Source organism: Pseudomonas sp. GL_117 (assembly GCF_057835125.1).
Map to the genome: position 1 here is coordinate 3,125,902 of NZ_CM174418.1, position 16,421 is coordinate 3,142,322.

At 59.6% G+C, this 16,421-nt stretch carries 11 protein-coding genes; 5 read left to right on the plus strand and 6 right to left on the minus strand.

Going from position 1 to position 16,421, the window contains the following annotated elements:
- Nucleotides 1-40: 40 nt before the first annotated feature.
- The 5 genes from AC3ISR_RS13945 to AC3ISR_RS13965 are packed head-to-tail and all read right to left on the minus strand — an operon-like array spanning nt 41 to nt 5,593.
- On the minus strand, nt 41-814 hold the full coding sequence (locus AC3ISR_RS13945; protein WP_192300057.1) for an enoyl-CoA hydratase: 774 nt from the start codon (nt 812-814) through the stop codon (nt 41-43).
- Nucleotides 815-825: 11 nt separating this feature from the next.
- Nucleotides 826-1,953 carry an acyl-CoA dehydrogenase gene (locus AC3ISR_RS13950; RefSeq protein WP_192300056.1) on the minus strand — a complete coding sequence of 376 codons (1,128 nt, stop codon included), beginning with the start codon at nt 1,951-1,953 and terminating at the stop codon, nt 826-828.
- A gap of 9 nt (nt 1,954-1,962) precedes the next feature.
- Nucleotides 1,963-3,147 (minus strand): acetyl-CoA C-acyltransferase, encoded by a 1,185-nt coding sequence (locus AC3ISR_RS13955; protein ID WP_370694897.1) that lies wholly within the window; start codon nt 3,145-3,147, stop codon nt 1,963-1,965.
- 13 nt (nt 3,148-3,160) lie between these two features.
- Complete coding sequence (locus AC3ISR_RS13960; protein WP_192300054.1) at nt 3,161-3,928, minus strand: SDR family NAD(P)-dependent oxidoreductase; 768 nt, start codon at nt 3,926-3,928, stop codon at nt 3,161-3,163.
- A gap of 21 nt (nt 3,929-3,949) precedes the next feature.
- The gene (locus tag AC3ISR_RS13965) at nt 3,950-5,593 is read right to left on the minus strand and encodes an AMP-binding protein (RefSeq protein WP_192300053.1); all 1,644 of its coding nucleotides are present in this window, start codon (nt 5,591-5,593) and stop codon (nt 3,950-3,952) included.
- Nucleotides 5,594-5,809: 216 nt separating this feature from the next.
- Between AC3ISR_RS13965 and AC3ISR_RS13970 the strand changes: the two genes are divergently transcribed.
- The 5 genes from AC3ISR_RS13970 to AC3ISR_RS13990 all read left to right on the plus strand — a co-directional run bounded on the left by AC3ISR_RS13970 (nt 5,810) and on the right by AC3ISR_RS13990 (nt 15,921).
- The gene (locus AC3ISR_RS13970) at nt 5,810-6,703 is read left to right on the plus strand and encodes a bestrophin family protein (RefSeq protein WP_192300052.1); all 894 of its coding nucleotides are present in this window, start codon (nt 5,810-5,812) and stop codon (nt 6,701-6,703) included.
- 67 nt (nt 6,704-6,770) lie between these two features.
- The gene (locus tag AC3ISR_RS13975) at nt 6,771-7,829 is read left to right on the plus strand and encodes a HEAT repeat domain-containing protein (RefSeq protein ID WP_192300051.1); all 1,059 of its coding nucleotides are present in this window, start codon (nt 6,771-6,773) and stop codon (nt 7,827-7,829) included.
- Between the two features lie 144 nt (nt 7,830-7,973).
- Nucleotides 7,974-9,473 (plus strand): ATPase domain-containing protein, encoded by a 1,500-nt coding sequence (locus tag AC3ISR_RS13980; RefSeq protein WP_192300050.1) that lies wholly within the window; start codon nt 7,974-7,976, stop codon nt 9,471-9,473.
- Nucleotides 9,473-11,143, plus strand: a complete 1,671-nt coding sequence (locus tag AC3ISR_RS13985) for an ATP-binding protein (protein WP_192300049.1) — start codon at nt 9,473-9,475, stop codon at nt 11,141-11,143. Before AC3ISR_RS13980 ends, AC3ISR_RS13985 begins: the two co-directional genes overlap by 1 nt.
- A 122-nt stretch (nt 11,144-11,265) precedes the next feature.
- On the plus strand, nt 11,266-15,921 hold the full coding sequence (locus AC3ISR_RS13990; RefSeq protein ID WP_192300048.1) for a hypothetical protein: 4,656 nt from the start codon (nt 11,266-11,268) through the stop codon (nt 15,919-15,921).
- A gap of 73 nt (nt 15,922-15,994) precedes the next feature.
- On the opposite strand, the gene AC3ISR_RS13995 is transcribed toward AC3ISR_RS13990, so the two are convergent.
- Nucleotides 15,995-16,372 carry a response regulator gene (locus tag AC3ISR_RS13995; protein ID WP_192300047.1) on the minus strand — a complete coding sequence of 126 codons (378 nt, stop codon included), beginning with the start codon at nt 16,370-16,372 and terminating at the stop codon, nt 15,995-15,997.
- Nucleotides 16,373-16,421: the final 49 nt, after the last annotated feature.

The following is a 16,421-nucleotide window of genomic DNA, read 5'->3' on the forward strand; positions in this document are numbered from 1 at the left end:
CCGCACCACATAAGCCGCTTCCACCTGTTGGGAGATCGAATTACCTGTCTTTGAACTGCGGGGCACGCTTGGCCACGAACGCGGCCATGCCTTCTTTCTGATCCAGGGTCGCAAACGCGGCATGGAACACCCGGCGCTCAAAGCGCACGCCTTCGGACAGGCTCACTTCAAACGCGCGGTTCACACTTTCCTTGACCATCATGCTGATCGGCACCGACTTGCCGGCAATCAGCGTGGCGACTTTCAGCGCTTCTTCCAGCAATTCATCAGCCGGTACGATCCGCGCCACGATCCCGCAGCGCTCGGCTTCCACCGCATCGATAAAACGCCCGGTCAGGCACATTTCCATGGCCTTGGCCTTGCCCACCGCGCGGGTCAGGCGCTGGGTACCGCCCATGCCCGGCAGCACACCGAGGTTGATTTCCGGCTGGCCGAACTTGGCGCCATCGCCGGCCAGGATAAAGTCACACATCAGCGCCAGCTCGCAGCCGCCGCCCAGGGCAAAGCCGTTGACCGCCGCGATGATCGGCTTGCGGCGGTTGGCCACGCGATCGCTGTCGCTGAACAAATCGTCGAGATAGATCTGCGGGTAGGTCAGCTCGGCCATTTCCTTGATGTCGGCGCCGGCGGCGAAGGCTTTTTTCGAGCCGGTCAGCACGATGCAGCCGATGTCAGGGTTGGCTTCCAGGCCATCGAGCGCCTGATTCAATTCGCTGACCAGTTGTGCATTCAGCGCGTTCAGGGCTTGGGGGCGATTGAGGGTGATCAGCCCGACGCAGCCCTGGACGTCAAGCAAAATGGTTTCGTAACTCATGTGGCGGCTCCTTAGAGATTGCGTGAGATGACCATGCGTTGAATATCGCTGGTGCCTTCGTAGATCTGGCAGACCCGCACATCGCGGTAGATCCGCTCCAGGGGAAAGTCGCTCAGGTAACCGTAACCGCCGAGCGTTTGCAAGGCGGCGGAGCAGACTTTCTCGGCCATTTCCGAAGCGAACAACTTGGCCATCGAGGCCTCTACCAACGCGGGCTTGCCGCTGTCACGCAGGGCGGCGGCGTAACGCACCATTTGCCGCGCCACCGCAATTTGCGTGGCCATATCCGCCAGGCGAAACGCCACGGCCTGGTGCTCGATCAGCGCCTTGCCGAAGCTTTCGCGCTCACGCGCATAGTCACGTGCCGCTTCAAAGGCCGCGCGGGCCATGCCCACCGATTGCGAAGCGATGCCGACGCGCCCGCCTTCCAGGTTGGCCAGGGCGATCTTGTAGCCCTCGCCCTCCTCGCCCAGACGGTTCGCGACCGGTACCTTCACGTCTTCAAACAGGATCTGACAGGTGTCCGACGCGTGCTGGCCGAGCTTGTCCTCGACCCGCGCCACGGTGTAGCCGGGCGAATCCGTCGGCACGATAAACGCACTGATGCCACGTTTGCCCGCCGCGGGGTCGGTGACTGCAAACACAATCACGATCCCGGCGTTTTTCCCGGAGGTGATGAACTGTTTGCAGCCGTTCAGTACATAGTGGTCGCCTTCCAGGCGCGCACGGGTTTTCAAGCTGCTGGCATCGGAGCCGGCCTGGGGTTCGGTCAACGCGAACGCGCCGAGCATGGCACCGCTGGCCAGGGGCTTGAGGAATTGCTCTTTCTGCTGATCGTTGCCGAACTTGAGGATCGGCACGCAACCGACCGAGTTGTGCACGCTCATGATGGTCGAGCAGGCACCGTCGCCGGCGGCGATCTCTTCCAGGGCCATGGCGTAGGCCAGGTAGCCGGTGTCGCAACCGCCCCACTGCTCCGGCACCAACATGCCGAAAAAACCCAGCTCGGCCATTTCACCGATGGCTTCCTTGGGGAAACGGTGGTCGCGGTCCCATTCGGCGGCGAAGGGTTTCAGGCGCTCCTGGGCAAATTGCCGGGCAGCTTCGCTGATTTGCAGTTGTTCGTCATCTGGCAACATGGTGAGTCCTTAATACAGGCATTCGACGGCCATGGCCGTGGCTTCACCACCGCCGATGCAGATCGCGGCAACGCCACGCTTGAGGTTGTTCTGGCGCAGCGCCGACAGCAGCGTCACCAGGATGCGCGCACCGGACGCGCCAATCGGATGGCCCAGGGCGCAGGCGCCGCCATGGATATTGACCTTGGCGTGGGGGATTTCCAGCTTGCTCATGGTCACCAGGCTGACCACGGCGAAGGCTTCGTTGATCTCGAACAGATCGACGTCAGCCAGGTTCCAGCCGGTTTTGCTCATCAACGTACGGATAGCGCCCACTGGTGCCACCGGAAACAGCCCTGGCTCATCGGCAAACGCCGCGTGGCCGTGGATCACCGCCAGCGGCTTCAATCCGCGTTTTTGGGCCTCGGACTGGCGCATCAGCAGCAACGCCGCCGCCCCATCGGAAATCGAGCTGGAGTTGGCCGCCGTTACAGTGCCCCCCTCACGGAACGCCGGTTTAAGGCTGGCGATCTTGTCAGGCTTGGCTTTCGGCGGTTGCTCGTCATGCAACACCGTCACTTGTTCCTTGCCGACGGTGACCTGCACCGGGACGATCTCGGCGGCAAATTTGCCATGGGCGATGGCTTCCTGCGCACGGGTCAGGGAGGCAATCGCGAACGCGTCCTGGGCTTCACGGCTGAAACCGTTGTGCATCGCACAGTCCTCGGCGAAGGTGCCCATCAGGCGGCCCTTGTCGTAGGCGTCTTCCAAGCCGTCGAGGAACATATGGTCGAGTACGCGGCCGTGGCCCATGCGGTAGCCGCTGCGCGCACGATCGAGCAGGTACGGCGCGTTGGACATGCTTTCCATGCCCCCGGCGATCGCCACCGCAATGCTGCCGGCCAGCAACGAGTCATGGGCGAGAATCGCCGCTTCCATGCCCGAGCCGCACATCTTGTTGAGGGTGGTGCAGCGCGTCGACTTGTCCAGGCCTGCGCCCAACGCCGCCTGGCGCGCCGGCGCCTGGCCGAGGCCCGCCGGGAGCACGCAGCCGAACAGCACTTCATCGACGGCGTCACTGGCAATGCCTGCGCGCTCAACTGCCGCACGAATTGCCGCCGCGCCCAGTTGCGGCGCGGTCAGGTTCTTGAGTTCGCCCTGGAAGCCGCCCATGGGCGTGCGCACGGCGCTGACAATTACGATGGGATCAGTCATGGTCATTCGCTCCTTACTTGGCCGCCATGCGCAAGGCACCGTCGAGACGGATCACCTCGCCATTGAGCATGCTGTTTTCAATGATGTGCCGCACCAACGCGGCGTATTCGGCCGGTTTGCCCAGGCGTGGCGGGAATGGCACGCCAGCGGCCAGGGAGTCGCGTACTTCCGGGGTCATGCCGGCCATCATCGGCGTTTCGAAGATGCCCGGTGCGATGGTCATCACACGGATGCCAAAGCGCGCCAGTTCGCGGGCGGCGGGCAGCGTCAGGCTGGCGATGGCGCCTTTGGAGGCAGAATACGCCGCCTGGCCGATCTGCCCGTCGAACGCGGCCACCGATGCGGTGTTGATGATCACGCCGCGCTCGCCGTCGGCATTCGCTTCGGTCTCGGCGATGGCCGCTGCCGCCAGGCGCAACAGGTTGAAGCTGCCGATCAGGTTGACATTGATCACCTGGGCAAAGCTGGCCAGGGCATGGGGGCCGTTCTTGCCGAGGATTTTCTCGCCACGCACCACACCGGCGCAGTTGACCAGGCCGTGCAAGCCACCAAACGCGGTCACGGCAGCCTGCACCGCGGCCTCGGCGGCCGCTTCCTGGCTGATGTCCGCCACAGCGGCGCGGGCGTTGTCCCCCAGTTGCTTGGCCTTGGCCGCGACGGCCTCGGCGTTGAGGTCCACCAGCATGACTTTGGCGCCAGCGGCAACCAGCATCTCGGCCGTGGCCGCGCCAAGGCCCGAAGCACCGCCGCTGATCAGGAATACCTTGTTTTCAATCTGCATCATCGTGTCCTTAAAAGTGGATCAGGCAACCGCCGCTTTGGCGATCTCCTGGTTACGCAAGATAAAACGCTGCAACTTGCCGCTCGGGGTCTTGGGCAGGTCGCTGACAAATTCGATTTCCCGCGGGTAGGCATGTGCGGCCAGGCGCTTGCGCACATGCTGGCGCAGTTCTTCGGCGAGCTCCGGGGTGGCGCGGTATTGGCTGTTGATCACCACGAAGGCCTTGACCAGTTCGGTGCGCTCCGGGTCAGGCTTGCCGACCACCGCCGCTTCGATCACAGCCGGGTGCTCGACCAACGCGCTTTCCACATCGAACGGGCCAACGCGGTAACCGGAGGTGGTGATCACGTCGTCACTGCGCCCGACAAAGCTGATGCTGCCATTGGGGTTCAATTCCACGGTGTCGCCGCTCAGGTAGTACTTGCCGACAAACGCCTTGGTCTTCACGCCGTCATAGCCGCCGAACCAGCACATCGGCGACTGTTCGCGGTCGATGGCGAGGATGCCGGGCTGGCCGGCGGGCAACTCCTGATAATCATCGTCCAGCACCACGATACGGTGGCCCGGCGAGGCAAATCCGGCCGAGCCGACATGCACCGGGTGTTCCAGGCCATGGTGATTGCACAGCACCATGCCCAGTTCGGTCTGGCCATAGTGGTCGTGGATGGTCACGCCGAGCTGGTCGGCAAACCAGCGGATCACTTCCGGGTTGAGCGGCTCGCCGGCGCTGCTGACGATGCGCAGCTTGCCCTTGATCGCGCGCGCGAACTGCTCACCGCCGGCGATCAACAGGCGGTAGGCGGTGGGCGAGCCGGTCAGGTTGGTAATCCCGTATTTGTTGATCACCCGGCAGGTGCTTTCCAGGGTGAAGGGGCCATCGTAGAAGGTAATCGGGTGGCCCATGGACAGCGGCCCGGTCACGCCGAAATAGATGCCGTAGGCCCAGCCCGGGTCGGCGACGTTCCAGAACGCGTCTTCAGGGCGCAGGTCCACGGCGTCGCGGGTGTAGCTCTGGAATGCCACGATGGCCTTGAGTGGCACAGACAACGCTTTGGATGGGCCGGTCGTGCCGGAGGTGAACATCAGCAGGAAGGGGTCGTCCGCGCCCAGTAACACCGGTTCGCACACATTGGAGTAGTTGGGCAATTCGGCCCAGAAACTGAAGTCGCCGCGCACCAGGCCTTCGCCCTTGGCGCCGCTGACCGTAACGATGGTCGGGCAGCCGTCGACTTCCGTCAGCTTGGGCCGGTTTACCGCATCGGTGACCACCAAGGCGGCGCCGGAGCTGTTCAGGCGGTGCTCGATGGCCTTGGGCCCGAAGGCAGTGAACAGCGGCTGATAGACCGCACCGATGCGCCACGTCGCGAACACCACCACCAGCAGTTCCGCCGTGCGCGGCAACAGCCCCGCCACCTTGTCGCCACGCTTGACGCCCTGGGCCAGCAAAAAGTTGGCGAAGCGTGCGGCCTGGTCCTGCAAGTCGGTGAAGGTCGACGTAGCGCTGCACCCGTCCTTGCCTTCCCAGAACAACGCGATGCGCCCCGGCAGTGCGTGGCGGTCGCAACATTCGACGCAGGCATTGAGGCCTTGCAGGTTGCCGGCGAGTGCGGCGTCAACGGTGTGCTGGTAGTCAAACCCGGTGGTGGCAGCCAAATAGTCACGCATCGCTTCAAATCCTTCTGCATTTTTATTTTAAGGACGTAAACCGTGGAAATAGTCGCTCCAGAGCGCTGCAGCAGCAATGGTCAAAGCTTTCAAGTTGGCTGACTGCTTTGGCCAATCATCGATCGCGCTGATCGACCGGTCAGCCCAAGCGATTGGACGGCCCTGGCGCAAGCTTCTAACCTGAGGGCCTGCGCCACCAAAGAAGCCCCCCTGCCGATGATCGTCCGTCCCAAGCCCAACTTGCTGGGTATCCTGTTCTCCCTCAAGGGTTCGATTGCCAAGCGCATTGCCTTGCGCAGCCTGCTGGTGACGCTGCTCGCGTCGGTGATCGTGCTGGTCGAGACGTGGCACCCGGCATATTTCTCCAAGGTCAACGCCACGCCCTTCACGTTGCTGGGGTTGTCGTTGTCGATCTTCATGAGTTTTCGCAACAACGCCTGCTACGACCGTTGGTGGGAAGGTCGCAAGCAATTGGGGCAGATGATCATTGATGTGCGCTCGCTGATCCGCGAAACCCAAGTACTCGGCGATTCGCCAGAGCGCACCATGCTGTTGCGCGGTTTGTGCGGGTTTGCCCATGGTTTGATCGCGCGTTTGCGCCACGAAGACGAAGCCCGGGCGATCACGCCCTGGATCGGCGTAGACGCAGCGCACCCGAACCTGCCCGACAACGTGCTGCAGCAACTCGGCGCGCGCTTTTCCCGACTGTGCGAGCAAGGCGTGATCAGCGAGTGGCGCTACACCCAACTGGAAACCCGACTGGTCAGCCTGAGCCAGGTGCAGGCGTCGTGCGAACGGATCAAGAGTACGCCGCTGCCCTTCCCCTACACGTTGTTGCTGCACCGCACCATCTACCTGTTCTGCATTTTGCTGCCGTTCGCCATGGCCGAGCCGCTGGGCTGGTTGACGCCAGTGTTCACCGCCATCGTCAGCTACACCTTCTTTGGCCTCGACGAAATTGGCGATGACCTCGAAGACCCGTTCGGCTTCGACGAAAACGACCTGCCGTGCAATGCCATCGTGCGCAACCTGGAGCGCGAACTGCGCGCCGCCCTCGGCGAAAGCGACCTGCCGCCCGCCCTGGAACCTGTGGAGTACGTGCTGACCTGATGCCGGTTTGACACTCGCGTTGGTCTGACCGAAGCTGACGGCTTTGTAATACTTTTCGGACGCCTGCATGTCTAAGTCACGCCGTTACGCCATCGTCGGCCTGTGCGCCCTGCTGTTTTTTGTATTGCTCGCCTGGTATTTCTCCCGCTCCACCCAGGTGGCCGTGCCGCCGGCGATTGCCCATGGTTATTCAAAAGCCCTTAAACAGGCGCATAACGGCGAGCCTGGCGCGGCCCGCGTGCTTTACCAGCAATTGGCGCGGCCGGACCTGTCGCCTGAACGGCGTGCCGCGCTGCACGCCGAACTGCCCAATTACCCCAGCCCGCAAGCCTTGAAACTGGCCGACAAGGACCTGGCCAGCGATTCCCCGCTGGTACGCGAGGCCGCGATCCACAGCATCGTCGGCCTGGTGCCCAGTGGCCAGCGCACGCTGCTGCTTGGCCCGGCGCTGGACGACCCGGAGCAAAGCGTGCGCTTTGCCGCCGCCAATGCTCTGCTCGGCCTGTCGCCCGACACTCTGGGCCTGTACTTCGGCCCGTTGCAGCAAGTGCTGGACGAATTCGTCAAATACCTCAAGGCCCAGCCCGAATCTGCCGAGGGCTGGATTCAACTGGCGCGCCTGTACATCCACAGCGCCCTGCTGCCGGACGCGCAAAATGCCCTGGAGCAAGCCATGCGCTTGCAGCCCGACAACCTGCAAGCCGTGGTCGCACAGATCGAATTGCTGGATAAACAGGGCAAAAGTGAAGAGTCGCGCCAATTGCTGGCACGGCAACTGGCGGCGCACCCGGAATCTGCCTACCTGCAACACGCCCTCGGCCTGTGGCTGCTGCACCATGGTGAGCGTGCCTATGCCCTGCTCGGCCTGTCCAAGGCGGTAGAGCTGGAGCCGGACAATCAGGATTACCGCTACGACCTGGCCACTACCCTGCACGCCCAGAACGAACTGGAAGCCGCGCAACGTCAGTTGGAGGAGATCGTCCAGCGTCACCCTGCCAATCGCAAGGCCCGTGTGCTGCTGGTCAACTATTGGAAGGAAAGCGGCCAACTGCAGAACGTACAGGTGTTGCTCGCCCAGCTCGAACAACAAAACCCGGACGATCCGGCCTTGCAACAAGGCTTGTAGCCGCACTGCAAAAACTTGTAAAAACCTACGCAACTTGTACAAATATCAGAATTCGTTGAACGGTCACAGGCCACTACGGTCAAGTAAATATGGCGCGCCCAAGGCGGTGCGCTCCTCTATTTGTATGTGATCCGAGGGCAATTCTTGTCTACATCCAACGAGCTGTTCAGTGAAAAGGCGGCCATCGGCATCGAAGGTCTTGACGACATTCTTTGCGGTGGGCTCTCGCGTAGCCATCTGTTCCTGCTGGAAGGTGAACCCGGCACTGGTAAAACCACCGTCGCCCTACATTTTTTGCAGGCCGGTGCGAAAAACGGCGAAACGTCTCTGTACATCACCCTGTCCGAAACCGAGCGCGAGTTGCGCCAGGGCGCCAAGTCCCACGGTTGGGACCTGGATGACAACATCCATATCTTCGAATTGACTCCACCCGAAAGCCTGCTCAACGCTGACCACCAGCAAAGCCTGCTGTACTCCTCCGACCTGGAGCTGGGCGAGGCCACCCGGCAGATTTTCGAGGCGGTCGAACGGGTCAAGCCGTCCCGCGTGGTCATCGACAGCCTGTCGGAGATCCGCCTGCTCGCGCAAAGCTCGCTGCGCTATCGCCGGCAGATCCTGGCGATCAAGCATTACTTCGTGCGCTATGACGCCACGGTGCTGCTGCTGGACGACCTGACCACCGAATCCCTCGACAAGACCGTGCACAGCGTCGCCCACGGCGTGATCCGCCTGGAAGAACTGACGCCCAACTACGGCGCGGAACGGCGCCGGGTACGGGTGGTGAAGTACCGGGGGCAGAAATACCGCGGCGGCTTCCACGACTTCACCATCCTGCAGGACGGCGTGCATGTGTTTCCGCGCCTGGTCGCGGCCGAACACCGTGGCGGCTACAACCGCCAGACCCTGACCAGCGGCATCAAGGAGCTGGATTCGTTGCTCGGCGGCGGTATCGAGACCGGCTCCAGCAGCCTGATCCTCGGCCCGGCGGGTACGGGCAAGTCACTGATCTCGATGATCTTCGCGGCCGCTGCGGTAGCCCGTGGCGAGAAAGCCGCACTGTTTATCTTCGATGAAGAACTGGGGTTGTTGTTCGAGCGCATGAAAAACATGGGCATCGACCTCCAAGCGCTGCAAGCCACTGGCAACCTGCTGATTGAACAGGTCGACGCCGCCGAACTGTCCCCGGGCGAGTTCTCCCACCGGGTGCGCCGCGCCGTCGACGACAGCGGAATCAAGACCGTGGTGATCGACAGCATCAACGGCTACCAGGCCGCGATGCCGGAAGAGAACGCGCTGATCCTGCACATGCACGAGCTGCTGCTGTACCTCAACCGCCGTGGCGCGGCGACCTTCATGACCGTTGCGCAACACGGGCTGGTGGGCGACATGCAGGCGCCGGTGGACATCACCTACCTGGCCGACACCGTGATTTTGTTGCGCTACTTCGAAGCCATCGGTGAAGTACGCCGCGCCATCTCGATCATCAAAAAACGCACCGGCGCCCATGAATCCACGATCCGCGAATACCGCATCGGCAGTCGCGGCATGACCGTGGGCGAACCGCTGAACAACTTCCAAGGCGTGCTGCGGGGCATTCCGACGTACATGGGCGCCGGTTCGCCACTGCTCAAGGACCTGGGGTAGTGCCGGGCCTGTCACCCCTCTCCGAGCGCGCAATCATCCTTGCGCCAATGGGCCGTGACGGCTCGTTGGCGTTGATGATGCTCAACGAAGCCGGCTACGGCGGCATGGTGGCCAGCGACCTGGGCGCGCTGAGCGCGGCGCTGGAGCAAGGCGCCGGCCTGCTGATCATCGCCGCCGAAGCGCTGCGCGGTGTGGCGTTGGAGCCATTGTTGGAGTACCTGCAACACCAACCGGCCTGGTCGGACTTGCCCATCGTGTTGCTGACGCACCACGGCGGCAAAGAGCAAATCGGCACCACGCAACTGAGCGGCTTGCTCGGCAACGTGACGTTCCTGGAGCGACCATTTCACCCGGTGACCCTGATCAGCCTGGTGAGTACTGCCTTGCGCGGCCGCCGCCGGCAATATGAAGCCCGCGATCGCCTGGTCGACCTGAGCGAAAGCGAGTCACGCCTGCAACGCACCTTGGAAACCCTCGAACAACAGGTGGAAGAACGCACCGCGCAACTGCGCCACAACGAAGATGCGTTACGCCAGTCGCAGAAAATGGAAGCGGTCGGCCAACTGACGGGCGGCATCGCCCACGACTTCAACAACATGCTCACCGGCATCATCGGCAGCCTGGAGCTGCTGCGCCGGCGGGTCTCGCGGGGCAAGCTGGACGACCTGGACAGCCTGATCGACCTGGGCGTGACCTCCGCCAACCGCGCCGCCGGGCTTACGCACCGATTATTGGCGTTCTCTCGGCGCCAGTCCCTTGATTCCAAGCCTGTGGAGATCAACCAGTTGGTGAGCTCCATGGGCGAGTTGCTGCAACGCAGCATCAACGAAAGCATCGCCCTGGACATGCGCCTCACCGACGCACTGTGGACCGCTGAGGCCGACCCCAATCAACTGGAAAGCGCCCTGCTCAACCTGGTGATCAACGCGCGCGACGCCATGCCCAATGGCGGCAAACTCACGGTTGAAACCTGTAACCGCCACCTGGACAACGTGTTCACTGCCGCTTATGGCACCTTGCAACCCGGTGACTACGTAGAGCTGAGTGTCAGCGATACCGGCTGCGGGATTCCGGAAAGCGTCATGGGGCGGGTCTTCGATCCGTTTTTCACCACCAAGCCCATCGGGCAAGGCACGGGGCTCGGGTTGTCGATGATCTATGGGTTTGCCCGCCAGTCCCACGGCCACGTGACGATTCATAGCGAGGTTGGCAAAGGAACGACGGTAAGCCTGTTCCTACCGCGTTTCGTGGGCGAAATCGTCGCCAATGAAGTGGCTGACCCGGCATTGCTGCCCTTTGCCAACGTCGGCGAGACGGTGCTGATCGTCGAGGACGACCCGGCGGTCAGGCTGCTGGTCAGCGCTGTGCTCAAGGAGTTGGGGTATGCCTTCGTCGAGGCCGGCGATGCCGATACGGCAGTGCCGATCATCGAGTCGGAGCAGCGTATCGACCTGCTGATCAGCGACGTCGGCTTGCCCGGCATGAACGGGCGGCAACTGGCGGAAATCGGCCGGCAGATCCGGCCAGAGCTAAAGGTGCTGTTTATCACGGGGTATGCCGAACACGCCGCGGTACGCGGCGGATTCCTGGACCCGGGCATGCAGTTGATCACCAAACCGTTCACCTTCGATTTGTTGATGGCAAAAGTCCGGGAAATGATCAGCCATTAAAGCGGGTACTTCATCAGCGCTGGAAACCACTTTCAGAATTGTCTTAGAAACTACACTTACTGATTCCCCACTAGTAAGCGGTGCATTGCCAGAAATGTATCCGCTGAACGTGAGAAATCTTGATGACCATTACTGCAAACCTCAGTTCCACCCCACCCCTTCAAAACAGCGGGCCGTCACACGCGTCCCACTCCAGAGCACCTGAGGCTTCCCCTACAGCCGCTGCTAGCGCAGCGGTTTCTGGCGACCAGGCACTGACCCAGTTATATGCCAACTCATTGCTCAAGGCCTCCAGCGGTCGCTACCACGCTGGAATACCCGATGAGTTCATTACTAACATTCCAGCCAACTCAACTTACGGGCAATGGCAAGAGCACTTGAGCACGCTGCTCAAAAGCCCTGACTTGACGCAATGGGCGAAAAGAAACGATGTCGACTTGTCACAACGCACCACTTTTTACACCCCTCCGCGGTGGAAGCCCGGATTCATGGTTGCCAGCGTGAAAGGAGATGTTAAACAGTTTGGTGGTGATGCCCGGCGCGATCAAATGTTGCCTGCGTCCTGGTACCTGCTGATGGAGGCCGCTACCAAGCTGGCGGCCGGACAGGTACGCCTGCATGTGCCGACGCAAAACGCCGCGAACCTTTCGCAGATCGCCGCATTCTATGGAGAAACCCTACCCGACACTCAAGAAGGGCTGGCTTCACGCGCCTCCAGCCTCAAGGAACAGCAAGTCTTTCCTCAATTGACTGACGCTGCCAAGGACGCACTTGACCATCAGAAGCGTGAGCTGGGGGCCATCCAAAACAAGCACAGCGCGGCCAGCGCACTCAAGTCCGTGGCAGCGCAGATGGCCGGTAACACAGGCGCGAGCCCTGCATTGGATGATCTTCTGAGAGCGGCCAGAATGGACGTGCATCCGAACTCATGGGCCGGTATGCCGAACGCTGAGGGGAAGGTCAGCCTCGCGGATTTTATCCTCCTTAACGGCTGGGACATGCCCGCAAACCTGGAGCAACTCAACAACCTTGAACGGTCCCTGTCGACACCGGCGCCTGTACAAGCGCCCCTTGGAAACTTAGGCGGCGCGTTGTCATGGCCAGTCCCCATTGAGCACTCAGAGTTAAGCCGGTTGAATACCGGCCTTATGGAAAACGCCGAACATCCTGAGCCGCTCCTTGACTATTTGATGCGACACAGGATCACCGACTCGGCACAGACCTCGACGCCTCAACAAATCATAGAAAATATGCTCGAATCGCCGAAGGCAAAAGCGCTCGGTGAGGTACTGCGAGTGCGGTACGGCGGTTATGCCACCAGCAGTGATTTGTTGCTCGCCGTGCTAGGAGAGCAGTTGGAGCCCGCGTCTACGGTTCGCGCCCACAATCCCTCGGAGCAAGCGGCCAGGATGGTCGCCGGTTTCGACTTGGCAAGCCCTAAACTGGCAGGAATGCATGCCACTGAGATTGTCACCGCTTTCATCAATCATCTGGTTCAAACCAAACGAGCCACGACCGAAACCGCCCCCGTTGCGGCACACCTGCTACTGGCCCGTCATGCTCCCCCACTGCTGGCCAAAGACATTCCCGATAAGCTGACGTACGGCTCCCATAGCTGGGTTTCTTTTGAAACCGCCTCGGCGCTGCGAGATTCCAAGGCGGCTGGCTCCACGGCCCAGTCGACGTATGCGCAAATCATGGCTTATGCCGACATCGGGCCGATCAGCAAACAAGAACGAATCATTGAGCAAGATGCACAAGGTGCCGCCCTCAGGGACTGGGCGTTGGCCAACGGTTTACTTAAGCCATCGGCTTCCGGTCGCTATACCCAAACGCAAATAAGCGAGGTATACACCCAGTACAACAACCAGATTCGGGAGTTCTCCAAAGCCTCACAACACTTTGATGAGCCGATACCTAATCTTAAACAAAGCGTGCTCACATGGTTGAAGCAACATTGCGGCGAGACGATCGACTACGAGAAGAAATGCTTGCTTTTATCTGGCTATCATCCGGACTTTCCCGGGCCTTACTCAATCTATGATTTGGTAGCAAAAAATCTATTACTTGATCCTCCGCAAAACCTTAAAGGCTTAAACCATCCACCCAATCGATGGTACGTTAAACGTAATGTTGACTTCCCTTTACAGGACGTCCTGAATGCTGCGCGAGCGTCTAAAATTCCTGATTTTTCAGCGCAGTTCGACACCCAGATAAAACGTTACGTGGATGACTTTATTGAAAGTATCCCGGTCCTCACCAGATATATGTTAACGAGGCTGCCGGATGAAGATAAACGGCTCATTGAATACGGCGAGATTGATATTTACCGCGAAGAACTTATTTATAAGGAGCAGATTGATGTGGGCATCTTGCACAAAGCGCAGCCCGACAATAACAAGCCTCTCTTGCTTCGCGCAAAATCAGGTGACAAGACAGTCTTTTACGAAGTAAACCCACAAAGAGGTGAGATTTTCAAACGGGATGACCTGCAAGGCAACTTTGTCGTGGGCAAACTTACCAACCTTCATGTGTATGAACGATACCCTAGTGATCAACCAATAGCAGTCGCCAAGTACTCGAACCTTGCACCAGGGGCCAGGTTCATTACGCATTTGCTACATTTCAACGCGACCCCGGACAAGGGCACGCCCAATACATACGCCAGTGCACGAACTGCCTCTATTGTCAACGCGGTCCACAGTAATGTGATCGATGGCCAGCGGGACATAATGGTGGCAGCTGCCAGAGGCGTAACGACACTTGATACGGAGGTCCCGAACTATAAAAAAATTCAGGAGTTTTTCCTTAACTTGATTCCTTTACGATCCGCAATTGTCAATTTCGCCAAAGGCGATATTTCAGGTGGGCTAGTTGACCTCAGCTTTGACGTATTTGGGTTTTTGACAGCGGGTGCGGCTGTAGGGGGGAAAGCGGCGAAAGCCTTTAAAGCTGCCCGCACCCTCGGCAAAGTGGGTATCTTCGCAAAAGCCGTGGGGCGTACAGCGTTTGACGTTATCAATCCGCTAAGCGGTGTATTTGGCAGCGCAGCAGGGGCGGTGAGGAAAACGCTGAACAGTGCTACGGACTTGTCCAGCGGTATAAAGCTGGCAAACACCGACAGCGTTTACGACTTGATCAAACCGAGCAAACAGTACCCGACTTCGGCGCTGGGTACGTTTAAGCACGAAGGTAAACTCGTCGAGAGTAGCGGGGTCTTGGTCGATGGGCAGTGGTATCTCTTTGACGCCGCGTCCCGGAAACATTACGGCAAGCCACTCTCGGATTTCCAGCCGAGTATTCGCGTCAACGAAGGTGAGCTTGGCAGCTGGGAAAATATTGTCACCCCGTTATCGGCAGAATCCGAATTGGTTCGTAAACAGTGGAGCGATCTGATTACGCAAACCCGTAACGGACCGAACAAGGCATTATTCGATAACGGCTTTAACAACATTTCTCCAGAAGGCGTCGCCGGTTTCCGGCCAACGATGAAATCCGAAGATGTGATGAAGTTGGCGCTGGAGAAGCCGCGTACCCCAGAGCAATTGGGCGCGTTGGCTCGACAGCAGGAACGAATTGCAGTCAAGCATTCATTCAATGGCGCCAGCATATTTTCCGAAGATGTAAGCTCGGTAGGCGGAACGCTGATTCCTGTACCGCAGGTGTTGTACTTCAGCCAAGTCAACCCGCTGAGCCGTGGTCAGTGCGCGGCGATGTCACGCGTCATGGCAGACGCTATTGCGCAAGGCAAGGAGCTGGTACTGATCGGCAATATTTTTGAAGCGGCTGCAAACCCGGCGTCTGCAGCTAGCCGTAAATTCATTTCTTCACTCAGTGATGTTCAAAAGCAGGTGCACACCCCTACCGTGTTTCACGCTGGCAAACAGCCTCGAGCGATGACGCCACAGGATATTGTTCAAGAACTGTCCGACTCCAGCACTTCGAAAACCCTGATGATCAGTACACCCGATCATTCAATGACAGCCGGTGTAATAGGTGAGGGGGCGACCAGAAAGTTCTTTTTCTATGACCCTAACTTTGGTCTCGCAACCTTCTCTAACGCCGACCAAATGAGTCGCGGCATGCAAAAAATTGTTAATAACAAAAAGCTGCCGGTTCAGTACAAAACGTATGGCGACCCCAACACTCTAAAGTTTCAGGTCAGCGTTTATGATGACAAGTGGACGAACGCTGCCAGCCTTCACAAAAAACGAGTGACCGAGTTGTATGACGCTCCGCTTTCCAACGCTGGAAACACACCGGTCGTCAAAAAGCCTGTGCTGGCTGATAAGCCACCATCCCCCGAAATCGCGTTTGTTCCCGAGAACGACTCTATAACGATCTCCGACCGCAGCACCATTCTCCAAACTCGGGGCATCAGCGATTGCACGGCGATCGTTCTCCTCTCGGATTTGACAGACGGTGTTTATGCTAAGCGAACCCTGATGCACCTTCGCGGCAGCTCTCTGAACCCGTTGCAATCCAGCGCACTGAGACAAGCACAAACATCACTTGCCGATGGCAGCGCAAAACTCATTGTGGTGGGCGGCGAGCGAGCCAAAAGCCCATACGCCATAGCCGTTACGCTGCGCCAGGAACACAATGGGGAAACGCTGCTGCGTGACTGGGTAACCACCCGCCCGAACTCAATTACGATCACTACCGCCAGCGGCGTCGACATCAAACCTGACGGTACCTTCAACTTGATTGAAGGTATCGAACCGACGAAAACCTTTACCGAACGCCAGAAAAAAGAGGTGTTTGACTTCATCGACTGAAGCCGATTTGCCGCGACGGATCAACGCCAGCGCAAGGATGCGCTAACGCTGGCAAACCCGCCTTGCGAACCTGTCAGGCCAACAGCCGTTGGATATGCTCGTGCAGCGTATCCAGGTCAAACGGCTTGGCCAGGATCGGTGCGTTGCGCGTAATCGGGCTGTTGCAGTCGAGAATTTCCTGCGGGTAACCGCTGATAAAGATGACCTTCAATTCCGGGCGCAACCTGATCGCCGGCTCGGCGATCTGCACCCCGGAAATCCCGCCGGGCAGACGATAGTCAGTCACCATCAGGTCCAAGTGTGGTTTGCTCGCAAGGATCTCGAACGCCTGCTCCCCATCGATCGCCTTCAACACTCGATAGCCGAGGCCGGCCAGATATTCGCCCAGCACGAACATAATCGACTCGTCGTCTTCGACGATCAGTACAACATCTTGTGCATCTTCACTCATGGGAAGCCTTTGTCCGGTCAATTGCTGCTGTTACGACCATGGGGTCACG